This window comes from Pantoea rwandensis (genome assembly GCF_000759475.1).
In the GTDB taxonomy this organism is placed as follows: domain Bacteria; phylum Pseudomonadota; class Gammaproteobacteria; order Enterobacterales; family Enterobacteriaceae; genus Pantoea; species Pantoea rwandensis_B.
On sequence record NZ_CP009454.1, the window covers coordinates 3,715,047 to 3,729,274 of the forward strand.

11 protein-coding genes and 1 pseudogene are annotated in these 14,228 nt (G+C 54.8%); 8 read left to right on the forward strand and 4 right to left on the reverse strand.

All coding sequences use genetic code 11. The features are described 5' to 3' along the window. The first annotated feature begins 27 nt into the window (after positions 1-27). Entirely contained in the window at positions 28-1,392 is a 1,365-nt protein-coding gene (locus LH22_RS17105; protein ID WP_038648566.1) for an MFS transporter, read from the forward strand. A gap of 61 nt (positions 1,393-1,453) precedes the next feature. Here LH22_RS17105 and adhP read toward each other — a convergent pair whose 3' ends face one another. Further along, complete coding sequence (gene adhP / locus LH22_RS17110; protein WP_034831060.1) at positions 1,454-2,494, reverse strand: alcohol dehydrogenase AdhP; 1,041 nt, start codon at positions 2,492-2,494, stop codon at positions 1,454-1,456. A gap of 30 nt (positions 2,495-2,524) precedes the next feature. Beyond that, complete coding sequence (exaC, locus tag LH22_RS17115; RefSeq protein ID WP_038648573.1) at positions 2,525-4,045, reverse strand: acetaldehyde dehydrogenase ExaC; 1,521 nt, start codon at positions 4,043-4,045, stop codon at positions 2,525-2,527. Between the two features lie 290 nt (positions 4,046-4,335). Between exaC and LH22_RS17120 the strand changes: the two are divergent. Further along, positions 4,336-6,109 (forward strand): annotated as a pseudogene (locus tag LH22_RS17120) (sigma-54-dependent Fis family transcriptional regulator). Here the strand turns inward: LH22_RS17120 and LH22_RS17125 are convergent. Further along, the gene (locus LH22_RS17125; RefSeq protein WP_034831052.1) at positions 6,106-6,597 is read right to left on the reverse strand and encodes a YajQ family cyclic di-GMP-binding protein; all 492 of its coding nucleotides are present in this window, start codon (positions 6,595-6,597) and stop codon (positions 6,106-6,108) included. The pseudogene LH22_RS17120 and the gene LH22_RS17125 overlap by 4 nt on opposite strands. A 125-nt stretch (positions 6,598-6,722) precedes the next feature. On the opposite strand from LH22_RS17125, the gene panE reads away from it, so the two are divergent. Both panE and yajL read left to right on the forward strand, forming a co-directional pair. Beyond that, positions 6,723-7,643 (forward strand): 2-dehydropantoate 2-reductase, encoded by a 921-nt coding sequence (gene panE, locus LH22_RS17130; protein WP_038648581.1) that lies wholly within the window; start codon positions 6,723-6,725, stop codon positions 7,641-7,643. After that, a complete protein-coding gene (gene yajL / locus LH22_RS17135) occupies positions 7,597-8,208 on the forward strand; it encodes a protein deglycase YajL (protein WP_038648584.1) in 612 nt (203 codons plus the stop codon). The genes panE and yajL overlap by 47 nt, the downstream gene beginning before the upstream one ends. A gap of 234 nt (positions 8,209-8,442) precedes the next feature. Here yajL and thiI read toward each other — a convergent pair whose 3' ends face one another. Then, on the reverse strand, positions 8,443-9,891 hold the full coding sequence (thiI, locus tag LH22_RS17140; RefSeq protein WP_038648586.1) for a tRNA uracil 4-sulfurtransferase ThiI: 1,449 nt from the start codon (positions 9,889-9,891) through the stop codon (positions 8,443-8,445). Positions 9,892-10,124: 233 nt separating this feature from the next. On the opposite strand from thiI, the gene xseB reads away from it, so the two are divergent. The 4 genes from xseB (at position 10,125) to LH22_RS17160 (ending at position 14,188) form a co-directional block, all read left to right on the forward strand. After that, a complete protein-coding gene (xseB, locus tag LH22_RS17145; protein ID WP_034831045.1) occupies positions 10,125-10,367 on the forward strand; it encodes an exodeoxyribonuclease VII small subunit in 243 nt (80 codons plus the stop codon). Continuing rightward, on the forward strand, positions 10,367-11,266 hold the full coding sequence (ispA, locus tag LH22_RS17150) for a (2E,6E)-farnesyl diphosphate synthase (protein ID WP_038648588.1): 900 nt from the start codon (positions 10,367-10,369) through the stop codon (positions 11,264-11,266). The genes xseB and ispA overlap by 1 nt, the downstream gene beginning before the upstream one ends. A gap of 19 nt (positions 11,267-11,285) precedes the next feature. Continuing rightward, positions 11,286-13,151: a 1-deoxy-D-xylulose-5-phosphate synthase gene (dxs, locus tag LH22_RS17155; protein WP_038648591.1), complete on the forward strand. Its 1,866-nt coding sequence runs from the start codon at positions 11,286-11,288 to the stop codon at positions 13,149-13,151. A 62-nt stretch (positions 13,152-13,213) separates the two neighbouring features. Then, entirely contained in the window at positions 13,214-14,188 is a 975-nt protein-coding gene (locus LH22_RS17160) for an aldo/keto reductase (RefSeq protein ID WP_038648593.1), read from the forward strand. Positions 14,189-14,228: the final 40 nt, after the last annotated feature.

Here is a 14,228-nt window from a genome sequence, read left to right on the forward strand (position 1 = left end):
GAGTGCAGCAAAATTACAGAGGTTGGAATGAACGATAATAAAATGACGCCAGTAGAGCTTCGGGCTACATGGGGTTTAGGCACAGTTTTTTCCCTGCGCATGCTGGGAATGTTTATGGTCCTGCCGGTACTCACCACGTACGGTATGGCGTTGCAGGGAGCCAGTGAAACCTTAATTGGTCTGGCAATTGGCATCTATGGTCTGGCACAAGCCGTATTCCAGATTCCGTTTGGTCTGCTGTCCGATCGCGTCGGTCGCAAACCGCTCATTGTTGGCGGGCTGTTAGTGTTCGTGCTGGGCAGTATTATCGCAGCGATGACCACCTCAATCTGGGGCGTGATCCTGGGTCGTGCTTTGCAGGGCTCTGGCGCAATTGCCGCTGCCGTCATGGCATTACTCTCAGATCTCACTCGCGAACAAAACCGTACTAAAGCGATGGCGTTTATTGGCATCAGTTTCGGTGTGACCTTTGCAATTGCGATGGTGGTAGGCCCAATTGTCACCCATGCTCTGGGGTTGCATGCACTTTTCTGGATGATCGCTATTCTGGCCTCGCTGGGCATTGTTATCACGCTATTGGTGGTGCCGAGCGCACCCAATCACATGCTTAACCGTGAGTCCGGCATGGTAAAAGCCAGCATTCGTGAAGTGTTAGCCAATCCTAAACTCCTCAAATTAAACATCGGTATTCTTTGCCTGCATATCCTGCTGATGTCGAGTTTTGTGGCTTTGCCGGGCCAGTTTGAACAAGCAGGCTTCCCGGCATCTGAACACTGGAAAGTCTATTTGGTCACCATGCTGGTCGCTTTCGTTCTGGTGGTGCCTTTCATCATCTATGCCGAAGTGAAACGCCGCATGAAGCGCGTTTTTGTTACCTGCGTGGCACTGATCATTATCGCGGAAATCGTACTATGGGGGGCGGCTGGTCATTTCTGGACGCTGGTGATTGGCGTGCAGCTGTTCTTCCTCGCCTTCAACCTGATGGAAGCCATTCTGCCTTCGCTGATCAGTAAAGAATCACCGCCGGGCTACAAAGGCACAGCGATGGGCATTTACTCCACCAGCCAGTTCATTGGCGTGGCGATTGGCGGCAGCATGGGCGGTTGGATCTTCGGTCACTTTGATGCGCAGACGGTGTTTCTGGTGGGTGCGATTGTGGCGGCAGCCTGGTTGTTTGTGGCGATGTCGATGCAGGAGCCGCCATACGTCAGCAGCCTGCGCATGGTGCTCAGTGATGCCGTATTAGCGGTGCCTAACCTTGAAAAGCGTTTAAAAGCGCAGCCGGGTGTCTCTTCAGTCTTTATCGTGCCGGAAGAGAAAAGTGCTTACATCAAGATCGACAGTAAAGTGACGAGCCGCGTCGAAATTGAAGCGCTGCTCGCCAGCTGTTAGTTAGTCGTCACACACTCTGTGGCGGCGCGATTAACCGCACCGCCACAAACCATCACGCTAATTAAAGCGACATATCAACCACGATGCGCCCTTCAATTTTTCCCGCATGCATACGCGCAAAGATGTCGTTAATGTTGGTCAGCGGTTCAACCGCCACGTTGGCTTTCACTTTATGACGCCCAGCGAAATCCAACGCTTCCTGCAGATCTTTACGCGTACCGACAATTGAACCGCGCACGGTAATACCGTCCAGCACCATATCAAAGATAGACAGGTCGAATTTGCCCGGTGGCAGACCGTTCAGCACCATAGTACCGCCACGACGCATAGTACCGATCGCCTGCTCAAACGCCTTCGGTGAAACAGCCGTCACCAGCACACCGTGCGCACCGCCGAAGCTTTCCTGGAACACTTTAGCCGGATCGACGTTCTTCGCATTCGCCACCACACTGGCACCAAGACGTTTAGCAAACGCCAGCTTCTCATCATCGATATCCACCGCAGCGACATTCAGTCCCATCGCCACCGCATATTGCACTGCCATATGGCCCAGACCACCAATACCGGACACCACCACCCAATCACCCGGCTTGGTGTCGGTCATCTTCAGGCCTTTGTACACCGTCACACCCGCACACAGAATCGGTGCTATTTCGTTGTAATCGATGTTTTCCGGAATGATGCCGACATAGTTCGCATCCGCAAGGCAATATTCTGCAAAACTGCCGTTCACCGAATAACCGGCATTCTGCTGTGACAGACACAGGGTTTCCCAGCTATCCAGACAGTGCTCACAGTGGCCGCATGCGGAATAGAGCCAGGGCACGCCCACACGATCGCCCAATTTCAAATGCTTCACACCTTCACCTAGCGCCACTACCTGTCCTACGCCTTCATGGCCGGGAATAAACGGGGGATTGGGTTTAATCGGCCAGTCGCCTTCGGCGGCATGTAAGTCGGTATGGCACACGCCAGTCGCCGCGATTTTCACCAGAATCTGGCCCGGTCCCACTTGCGGTACTGGCACCTGCTCAATCACTAATGGTTCGCCAAAGGCTTTGACAACTGCGGCTTTCATGGTGGTTTTGATTTGCATATTCATCTTTCACTCTCCATTTGATCGGATGCGGACTCAGAACAGGCCCAAAGGCGCGGTGCCATAGCTGACCAGCAGATTTTTGGTTTGTTGGTAGGCGCTGAGCGCCATTTTGTGCGTCTCGCGCCCCACTCCCGACTGCTTATAGCCACCGAAAGCTGCGTGCGCAGGATAGATGTGATAGCAGTTGGTCCAGACGCGACCGGCTTTGATACCACGCCCCATGCGGTACGCCAGATTGGTATCACGCGTCCATACACCCGCGCCGAGGCCAAATTGCGTTTCATTGGCAATCGACAAAGCTTCCGCTTCATCTTTAAAAGTGGTGATGCCAATAACAGGCCCAAAAATCTCTTCCTGGAAACACCGCATCTGGTTGGTGCCTTTGATCAGGGTTGGCTGGATATAGAATCCGTTATCCAGTTCCGCTGCGACGCTGGCACGATCGCCTCCGGTCAGAATTTGCCCTCCTTCGTCGCGCGCGATGTTGATGTAAGACAGGATTTTGTCGAATTGCTGACGGGAAGCCTGAGCACCGATCATGGTGTCGGTATCCAGCGGATCGCCTCGGCGGATATTCGCCACTTTATCCATCACCCGCGCCATAAACGGCTCATAGATGGATTCATGGATCAACGCACGCGACGGACAAGTACAGACTTCGCCCTGATTGAAGAAACCGAGTACCAGCCCTTCCACCGCTTTTTCGATAAAGTCCGATTCACCGTCCATCACATCGGCAAAGTAGATGTTAGGCGACTTGCCGCCCAGCTCGACGGTACAGGGAATGATGTTTTCAGCCGCGCACGCCATGATATGGCGCCCGACCGGTGTTGAGCCGGTGAACGCGATTTTGGCGATACGTTTGCTGGTGGCCAGCGCTTCACCGGCTTCCCGGCCAAAGCCCTGCACCACGTTAAGCACGCCGGCCGGGAAAAGATCGCCGATCAGCTCCATCAACAGCGTGATGGCCAGTGGCGTTTGCTCAGCCGGTTTCAGCACCACGCAGTTACCGGCTGCCAGCGCCGGAGCCAGTTTCCATGCCGCCATTAACAGCGGGAAGTTCCATGGGATGATTTGCCCAACCACACCTAGCGGCTCATGGAAGTGATAAGCCACCGTGGTTTCATCAATTTCGGCGGTGCTGCCTTCCTGTGCACGCAGACAACCGGCGAAGTAGCGGAAATGATCCACCGCCAGCGGCAGGTCGGCATTGAGCGTTTCGCGGATCGGTTTGCCGTTGTCCCAGCTCTCCGCCACAGACAACATTTCAATATTTTGTTCAATGCAGTCGGCCACCTGCAGCAGCAGATTGGCCCGATGTTGCACGCTGGTTTTTCCCCAGGCGTCAGCGGCCTGATGAGCAGCGTCCAGTGCTAAATCGATATCCCGCGCGTCAGAACGCGGAAACTGCGCAATATCGCTGCCATCAACAGGCGAGGTGTTCGTAAAATACTGGCCGCTGAGCGGCTCTGTGAATTTGCCCGCAATAAAATTGCCGTAGGTCGCTTTAAAAGTGACCAAAGCGCCGGGCGTGCCGGGATGTGCATAACGCATCGCAAACTCCTTCGTGTAGGGTCGTTTATTGTTAGCTGGCAGCGGCAACCTGTGGGTCAACTGATTGAACAGCCCGCTGCCTAATAAGCTATTGCAGCGGGCGTGCCAGTTTTTTTCAGCTTGCGAATTTTCGAAAAATCGTTTTATCTATCATTGATTTATAAAACTAATAGCCCTTTTAAACGCGCGGGTTCTGCCACCAAAATCCTCATCTGTGTTGCGTATCGCAACACCGCAGAAACCAAGTCGCTACAATGCTGCAACACTTTCGCTTAGGCATGAGGTTACCAATGCAGGGAAATTCAGCCGCGTCTGCCGTGAATACCAACCCGCTGTTAAGCGACTCCTGGTTTCGTAGCCAGCTGTATGGTCTCGACCGCACCGCCGATGATTTTCCTCGCGTCCGCCAGGGTGAGCTGGCTGATGTGCTGGCCAGTAATGCCGGGCTACAACAGTTCGCCCAGCCGGTGATCAAACAGCTGGCGCAGAAACTGGCGGAAAAAACAATCTGTGGTGATTCTTTCGGATGCCACCGGTTTGGTGCTGAACACCTTTGGCGACATGCAATCGATGGAGAAAGCGCAGCGATTTGCACTCGCCCCCGGCAATTTGTGGAGCGAATGCGGGCGCGGTACCAATGCAATTGGCACTGCACTGGCGATTGACGATGGCTGTGAAATTGAAGGCCAGCAGCATTTTCTCACCTTGAATCAGGGGCTGTACTGCGCCGCCATGCCGTTGCAGATGCCCAACGGTCAGATTGCGGGCGTGCTGGATATCTCTGGCCCAGCGCACTTCCCGCATCCGCAAACGTTTCAGTGGGTCAAAGCCGCCGCTAAACAGATTGAGTATTTGTGGGTTAAGCAAAGCCTGCATCCCCAACAATGGTTGATGAGCCTGCACGTTGAGCCGCACGGCATAGATACCAGTGACGAGCTGCTGCTGGTGTTCTCCGATAATGTGCTCACCGCCGCAAACCGCCTGGCGATGCGTGAACTTAATCTCACCACCGAGCAGTTGGGCACCCTGACATTCCAGCAGCTGTTTGATCAACTGGAACAGCAGGCCAACACCATTCCTCTCCCGATTCATTTTGCCCAGCAGCGTTACTACTTCCGCCTGCGGGCACCGCACCGCACGCATTTCGCCACACCGAGCGAACCCGCCGCCGATCTCCCGTTCTCGCTGGGTAGTGATGGCGAGAAAATGGTGCGACTGATGAATGCCGGTGTGTCGTTGTGCATTCACGGTGAAACCGGCAGCGGTAAAGAGTATGTCAGCCGTGCCCTGCATCAGCAGAGCCGCTGGCGCGAGGGCAAATTCGTCGCCATCAATTGCGCTGCCATTCCGGAAGCGTTGATTGAATCAGAGCTATTTGGTTATCAGCCTGGCGCCTTTACCGGAGCCAGCAAAAATGGCTACATCGGTAAAATCCGCGAGGCGGATGGTGGCGTGCTGTTTCTGGATGAAATTGGAGATATGCCGCTGGCGCTACAAACCCGTTTGCTGCGCGTGCTGCAAGAAAAAGAGGTCGCGCCGCTCGGTTCCAGTCGCAGCTGGCCGGTGAATTTTGCTGTGATCTGCGCAACGCACCGTGATTTGGCGCAGCGTGTGGCCGAGGGCGAGTTCCGCGAGGATCTTCTCTATCGCTTGCAGGAATTTTCCATGACCATCCCGCCGTTGCGTGCCTGGCCAGATATCGAAGACTTTATTGGTCGGTTATGGATTGAGTTGGGCGGCGCAGATCGCGATATCCAGCTTTCTCCCGCCTTGCTGGCATCGCTGGCACAATTGCCATGGCCCGGCAACGTGCGGCAGTTACGCAGTTTATTGCGGGTACTGTTAGCGCTCGCCGATGAAGGCGAAGAAGTCACTGATGTGCATTTGCCAGCCGAATATCGCCGAGTAGCGGCGGTGCCAGTGGAAGATAAGCAGAGCCATGATGAGCGGCTGATTAGCGAAACGCTCCAACGCTTCAATGGCAATATCAGTAAAGCGGCGGAGGCATTAGGTGTCGCGCGCAGCACGCTCTATCGTCGTGCCGCACGCGACAAACGCGATTAGTCGCGGAAGTTCTTGAACTGGAAGGGCTGACCCAGGTTGCCACCGCGCACCAGCGCCATCGCACCCTGCAAATCGTCACGTGATTTACCGGTCACGCGCAGCTCTTCACCCTGAATCTGCGTTTGCACTTTCAGCTTGCTGTCTTTAATCAGCTTCACCAGCTTTTTAGCGATATCGCTTTCGATACCCTTTTTCAGCTTGGCTTCTACGCTCCAGCTTTTACCGCTGTGAATGATCTCTTCTGGCACTTCAATCGCTGCGCCTTCAATGCCGCGTTTCAGCAGCTTTTCACGCAAAATATCCACCAGCTGTTTAACCTGGAAATCAGATTCGCTGGTGATTTTGATGGTCTCATTCTTTTCGTTGAGCTCAATGCTGGCGCTCACGTTGCGGAAATCGAAACGGGTTGAGATCTCACGGCTGGCATTCTCCACCGCATTACGCACTTCCGGCAGTTCGACTTCGGAAACGATATCGAAAGATGGCATCTTTTCTTCTCCTGATACTAAAGTGACATGCATAATACGCGTCTTATGGCGCTAATTAAACACGATATGCGGAAAGCTATACTTAACCATGTCGTGAAATTGAGAACCCGTCAGCGGGAGGCAAAATGAAAATTACCGTGTTGGGTTGTGGCGCCCTGGGTCAAATTTGGCTCGCCGCGCTCGCACGTCAGGGACATGAGGTTCAGGGCTGGTTGCGCGTGCCGCAGCCCTATTGCTCGGTGAACGTGATTGATCCGCAAGGACAGGTCAGCAATCACACGTTTATCGCCAACGATCCGCTGTTTCTTGCCGAAAGCCAGCTGTTGCTGGTGACACTGAAAGCGCCACAGGTTTCCCCGGCAGTCAAAAACCTGCAAAGCATCCTGCCTGCTCATGCTGCCATTTTGTTATTGCACAATGGCATGGGCACGCTGGAAGAGCTGAAGGAGTTGCAGCAACCGCTGCTGCGCGGCATTACAACCCACGCGGCGATGCGCGATGGCACGGTGATCAAACACGTTGCGCAGGGCATCACACATATCGGTCCCACCGGACGTGAAAGTGCCGCGATGAGCGATATCGCCGATATCCTGCACCAGGCTTTGCCGGACGTGGCCTGGCATGACAACATTGCTTCTGCCAGCTGGCGCAAACTGGCAGTGAACTGCGTGATTAATCCGCTTACCGTTGAACATGATTGCCAGAACTGTGCCCTGCGCGCCTGGCCGCAGCAAATTGCCACGCTGTGTGAAGAGATTGCCTGGGTGATGGAGCGTGAAGGCCAGCACATTGCGGTCGATAACCTGCGCGACATCATCTATGACGTCATCGACAGCACCGCAGCGAATACCTCCTCTATGTTGCAGGATGTGCGCGCACAGCGCCTGACAGAAATTGATTACATCACCGGCTACCTGCTGCGCCGCGCTCGCGCGCAGGGCATTGCGCTGCCGGAGAACACCCGTTTGTACGATCTGATTAAACGCAAGGAGTCCCAATATGAGCGCGACCGCATCGGTTCTGGTTTGCCTGGCACATGGCAGTGAAGAGATTGAAGCTGTCACCACTATCGACCTGCTGGTCCGCGCGGGCTTAAGCGTCACCACCGCCAGTGTTGAAAGCGATGGCACGCGCGAAATTATCTGCTCGCGCGGCGTGCGCCTGCTGGCCGATGCGCCACTGGTTGAAGTGGCGGATAACGACTACGACGCCGTGGTACTGCCTGGTGGCCTGAAAGGTGCGGAGACGTTCCGTGACAGCCCATTGCTGGTGGAAACCGTGCGCCAGTTTCACCTCGCAGGAAAAATCGTTGCCGCGATTTGTGCTGCCCCCGGCACGGTGCTGATCCCGCACGATCTGTTCCCTGTGGGCAATATGACGGGCTTTCCTGGCTTACGTGACACCATTCCCGATAAGCACTGGATGGATCGCCGCGTAGTGTGGGATCCGCGCGTCAATCTGTTATCCAGCCAGGGGCCTGGCACTTCGATTGATTTTACGCTGAAGCTGATTGATCTGCTGGTGGATAAGGAGAAAGCGCGTGAAGTTGCGTCACAGCTGGTATTAGCGGCGGGGATTTATAACTATCAGGAATTTGAAGAGCGCGAATAACCGTGTTGTGATGGGGTAAAACGCCTATAACGTTAGCAGCGTTTTTCAACAGGCATTGCGATTTAACGGACCCCGCGATTCAACAGCCCCGATGATATAGCTGATCTCGTAGCGGCGCGATTCATCACGCAATTTAAGCAGCACAACTGCTAACAAACGCGCGATGAATTGCGCCGCTACGAGGTTCATCGACGTTATAGGCGATGAATCGCGTCGTTACCAGATTTATCACCGTTACGGGCGATAAACCTTCACGTTTTTAAAGCCTTGCTCATGCAGATACAGCGCCTGTAAACGGCTCATTACGCCGCGATCGCAATACAGCAACCAGGTTTTGTTCTGATCCAGATCGCCAAACTGAGTGCTCAGTTTGTAGAACGGCAGGGATTTGACCTCAACGCCTTCCAGCGCCAGCGGTGATGCTTCTTGCTCATCCACAGAGCGGATATCCAGCACCACATCATCTGCGGTGAACGAGACCACCGTCTCCACTTCCACCACCTCTTCCTGTGCCTTCTCCGCAATCTCGCGGATATCGACGTTGCTGGCTTCCTGCACCATGCGATTGAGGATCTCGAAATCGAAGTTTTGCTCTTCCGCTTCGATCTTCGCTTTCACCGCTTTTACCGTTGGGCTTTTCGAAATCACACCGCAGTATTCCGGCATGGTTTTGGCAAAGTCTTCGGTGCCGATGTGGCGTGCCAAATCAATGATGTGCTCTTTGTCATGCGAGATAAGCGGACGCAGGATAAGGGTATCCGAAGCGTTATCAATCAAACGCAGGTTGGTCAGCGTCTGGCTCGAGACCTGCCCCAGCGCTTCACCCGTCACCAGGGCCTGAACGCCGTAGCGCTCAGCAACCATGGACGCCGCACGCACCATCATGCGTTTCAGCACCACGCCCATCTGACCATCATCGACTTTCTCAAGAATTTCACCGACAACCGGCTCGAAGTTGATCGCCACAAAGCGTACGCGATGCGAACGACCAAAACGTTGCCACAGGTAATGCGCGACCTGACGGACGCCGATTTCATGCGCGGCACCGCCGAGGTTGAAGAAGCAGTAGTGCACGCGGCAACCACGACGCATCAGCATATAGCTGGAGACGCCGGAGTCGAAGCCACCAGAAATCAGCGACAGCACATCTTCTTGTGTCCCGATGGGGAAACCACCCAGCCCTTCATATCGGCCGGTGATCAGCAGCAGACGATCGTCTTCAATCTCGAGATTGACCGTCACATCAGGATTTTTCAATTGCACACGTGCGGACTCAATGTGCTGATTGAGCCCGCCACCCACGTAACGCTCGACCTCAATCGAGCTGAAGCTGTGTTTGCCACGACGCTTTACACGCACGCAGAAACTTTTCCCTTCCAGGCGCTCACGATTCAGAGCCAGCGTCTGCTCAAAGATATCGTGCATATCGGTATAAGGCTGATCCTCAACCTCCAGTACATGGTGAATACCGGGAATACGCGTGAGCTCATCAATAACGACGGTACGCAGCGCTTCTTTTTTAGCGCGTACTTCAATATGGTCCCAGTGACGCACCACGGCGATTTCGTCGTCGACAGTACGCAGGGTATTGCGGATGTTGCCGGTCAGGATCTTGATAAAGCGCAGACGCACCGACTGACTTTTGATGGTGATTTCAGGGAAGAGCTTAATGATAAACTTCATGGCGACACAGCTTCGTTGGGCAAATAAGTGCTAAAACCATCGGCACTTAACTGGTAAAATCATATAATTACGGGTAACGCAGAGGCGCCCGCATCCGAGGCGCAAAAGTATACCACCTTTGTCAGATGACCGCTTCTGCAACCGCAATCACATTCATTATTTTGCTAATTAATCCTCGTCGGCTACCATGACCGATTGCAAGATGATTCCTAACCTGTGAGTCGACACTGATTATGCCGAAAAAAGCCGAAGCGCCAGCCAGTTTTGAAAGCGCATTGCAGCAGCTGGAACAAATCGTTAGCCGTCTGGAAAGTGGAGAACTGCCACTGGAAGAAGCATTGAACGAATTTGAACGCGGCGTACAGCTGGCACGCACCGGTCAGCAAACTCTGCAGCAGGCTGAACAGCGCGTGCAGATCCTGCTCAGCGACGATAAAGATGCCGCGCTTGCCCCGTTCACGCCGGAAAATGACTGATGGATTTCGCCAAATTACTTAACGCGTATCACGAACGCGTCAACCTGGCGTTGATACGCTTAATAGATCCACTTCCTTTTCAGAGTTCTCCTCTGGTGCAATCCATGCAACATGGGGCACTATTAGGCGGTAAGCGTCTGCGTCCGTTTTTGGTTTACGCCACGGGCGAGATGTTAAAGGCCGATACGGCCAGCCTGGATGCGCCGGCCGCTGCCGTAGAGTGCATTCATGCTTACTCTCTGATTCATGATGATCTGCCCGCAATGGATGACGATGCATTACGCCGCGGACAGCCAACCTGCCATATAAAATATGGTGAAGACACAGCGATTCTCGCTGGTGATGCGTTGCAAACCCTGGCGTTTTCGATTCTGGCCGATGAGCCTATGCCCGGCGTCAGCCCGCAAGCGCGCATTGCGATGATTTCAGAACTGGCCCAGGCCAGCGGTGTGGCAGGCATGTGCGGAGGCCAGGCACTGGATTTGGCCGCCGAAGGCAAGCAAATCGACCTCGCTCAGCTGGAGCAGATTCATCGTCATAAAACCGGCGCATTGATTCGTGCTGCGGTGCGTCTTGGCGCACTGACCGCAGGTGAACGTGGCCGTGCGGCACTTCCGGTTCTGGATACCTACGCCAACGCCATCGGACTGGCGTTCCAGGTGCAGGATGACATTCTTGATGTGGTGGGCGATACCGCGGTGCTGGGCAAAACCCAGGGCGCGGATCAGGCATTAGGTAAGAGCACTTACCCGGCCTTGATGGGGCTGGAAAATGCCCGTCGTAAAGCATGGGATCTTTATCAGGAAGCACTGGGTGCGTTAGAGATTCTGGCGGCGCAGTCTTATGACACCACCGCATTACAAGCACTGGCAAGCTTCATAATTGAACGCGATAAATAACTTTCATAATGAGTCTCTGATGAGTTTTGATATTGCAAAATACCCGACACTGGCGTTAGCAAGCACGGTTCAGGAATTACGTTTATTACCGAAAGAAAAACTTCCGGTACTGTGTGACGAACTGCGTCAGTATCTGCTGGATAGCGTGAGCCGGTCTTCCGGCCACTTTGCTTCGGGTCTGGGCGTCGTCGAGCTAACAGTCGCGCTGCATTATGTTTATAACACCCCGTTTGACCATCTGGTGTGGGACGTTGGCCATCAGGCCTATCCGCATAAGATTCTGACCGGGCGCCGCGATCGAATCGGCACCATCCGCCAGAAAAATGGCCTGCATCCGTTCCCGTGGCGCGGCGAGAGTGAATATGACGTGCTGAGCGTCGGTCACTCCTCGACCTCAATCAGCGCTGGTCTGGGGATGGCGGTTGCCGCCGAACGCGAAGGTAAAGGCCGTCGTACTGCCTGCATCATCGGCGATGGCGCGATCACCGCAGGCATGGCGTTCGAAGCCATGAACCACGCGGGTGACATCAAACCGGATATGCTGGTGATCCTCAACGACAACGAGATGTCGATTTCGGAAAACGTTGGCGCCCTCAACAATCGTCTGGCACAGATTCTTTCGGGCAAAACCTACTCACGTCTACGCGAAGGTGGCAAGCGCGTGCTGGGTGGCCTGCCGCCGATCAAAGAGCTGGTGAAGCGCACCGAAGAACACCTGAAAGGTATGGTGGTGCCAGGTACGCTGTTTGAAGAGCTGGGCTTCAACTACATCGGTCCGGTAGATGGACACGATGTCCTGACGCTGGTGAGTACGCTGAAGAACATGCGCGACCTGAAAGGCCCGCAGTTCCTGCACATCATGACCAAAAAGGGCAAAGGCTACGCGCCTGCCGAGCAGGATCCCATCGCCTGGCATGCGGTACCGAAGTTCGATCCGGCCAGCGGTTCTCTGCCAAAAAGCGCGCCAGGCCTGCCGAGCTACTCGAAAATTTTCGGTAGCTGGCTGAGCGAAATGGCTGCTGACGATCCGCGTTTAATGGCGGTGACGCCGGCGATGCGCGAAGGTTCTGGCATGGTCAGCTACTCTCGTGACTATCCGCAACAGTACTTTGACGTGGCGATTGCTGAACAGCATGCGGTGACCTTTGCTGCAGGTATGGCGATTGGCGGCTACAAGCCGGTGGTGGCGATTTACTCCACCTTCTTGCAGCGTGCTTACGATCAGCTGATCCACGATGTGGCGATCCAGAAACTGCCGGTGCTGTTCGCTATCGATCGCGGCGGCATTGTGGGCGCCGATGGGCAAACACATCAGGGCGCATTTGATATCGCCTTCCTGCGCTGTGTGCCCGAAATGGTGATCATGACGCCAAGCGACGAAAACGAATGCCGCCAGATGCTCTACACCGGCTATCATTATCAGGCTGGTCCGAGTGCGGTGCGCTATCCGCGCGGCACGGGCACCGGCGCCACGCTGGAGCCGCTCGCCAGCCTGCCGCTGGGCAAAGGTATTGTGAAGCGCCGTGGTGAAAAGCTGGCGATCCTTAACTTCGGTACGCTGTTGCCTGAAGCGCAGGCCGCAGCTGAAGCGCTTAACGCCACGCTGGTGGATATGCGTTTCGTGAAGCCACTGGATGAAGCCTTGATTGCCGAACTGGCCACCAGCCATGATTCACTGGTGACGCTGGAAGAAGGTGCCATCAAAGGCGGAGCCGGCAGCGGCGTCAATGAATACGTGATGGCGAAACGCCTGCGTGTTCATGTGCTGAACCTGGGTCTGCCAGACGAGTTTATTCCGCAGGGCACGCAGGAAGAGGTTCGTCAGGATTATCAGCTGGATGCCGCTGGTATTCAGCAACAAATCACTGACTGGCTGGCGCAGTAATCCCCTCCCCGCTCCTGCTGCTATGCTTAGGGCATTCCTAACGCATAAGAGCAGGAGCTCCCATGAAAACCATTCGTTTAGGCCAGACCGACTTACAGGTTTCGCGTCTCTGTTTAGGCTGCATGACTTACGGCGATCCGATGCGCGGCAATCACGCATGGACCCTGCCCGAAGAGAGCAGTCGACCGCTGATCAAGCAAGCGCTGGACGCGGGCATCAACTTTTTCGACACCGCCAACAGCTACTCCGATGGCAGCAGTGAAGAGATCGTCGGGCGTGCGCTGAAAGATTTCGCCCAACGCGATCAGGTCGTGGTGGCCACCAAAGTCTATTTCCCGCTCAGCAACCTTTCTCAGGGGCTGTCACGCAACAACATCCTGCAGTCCATCGACGACAGCCTGACGCGTCTCGGCATGGAGTATGTCGACCTGCTGCAGATTCACCGCTGGGATTACGACACACCGATTGAAGAGACGCTTGAGGCGCTGAATGAGGTGGTGAAATCGGGTAAAGCGCGCTACATCGGCGCTTCTTCGATGCATGCTGCACAGTTTGCTCAGGCGCTGGATCTGCAAAAACAGAATGGCTGGGCACGTTTTGTCAGTATGCAGGATCAGTACAACCTGATTCAGCGTGAAGAAGAGAACGAGATGCACCCGCTGTGTGAACGTGAAGGTATCGCGGTGCTGCCGTGGAGCCCGCTGGCGCGCGGTAAACTGACGCGTCCATGGGGTGAAACCACCGCACGCTCGGTATCGGATAACGTCATGGAAAAACTTTATACCGGTACCGAAGAGAATGATGCGGCGATTGCAGAGCGTCTGGCGACCATTTCCGCCGATAAAGGCGTGACGCGTGCACAAGTGGCGCTGGCGTGGCTGCTGCATAAACCCGTGGTCACAGCACCGATTATCGGTGCATCACGCGAGCAGCAGTTTGCAGAGTTGGTGAAAGCGGTGGATGTGGAGTTGAGTTCAACGGATATCGCTGAACTGGAAACGGTGTATCAACCGCATCCGGTGGTGGGATTCGAGTAATTATTGAACCGGGTCGCCATAAACGGCGACCCTACCATGT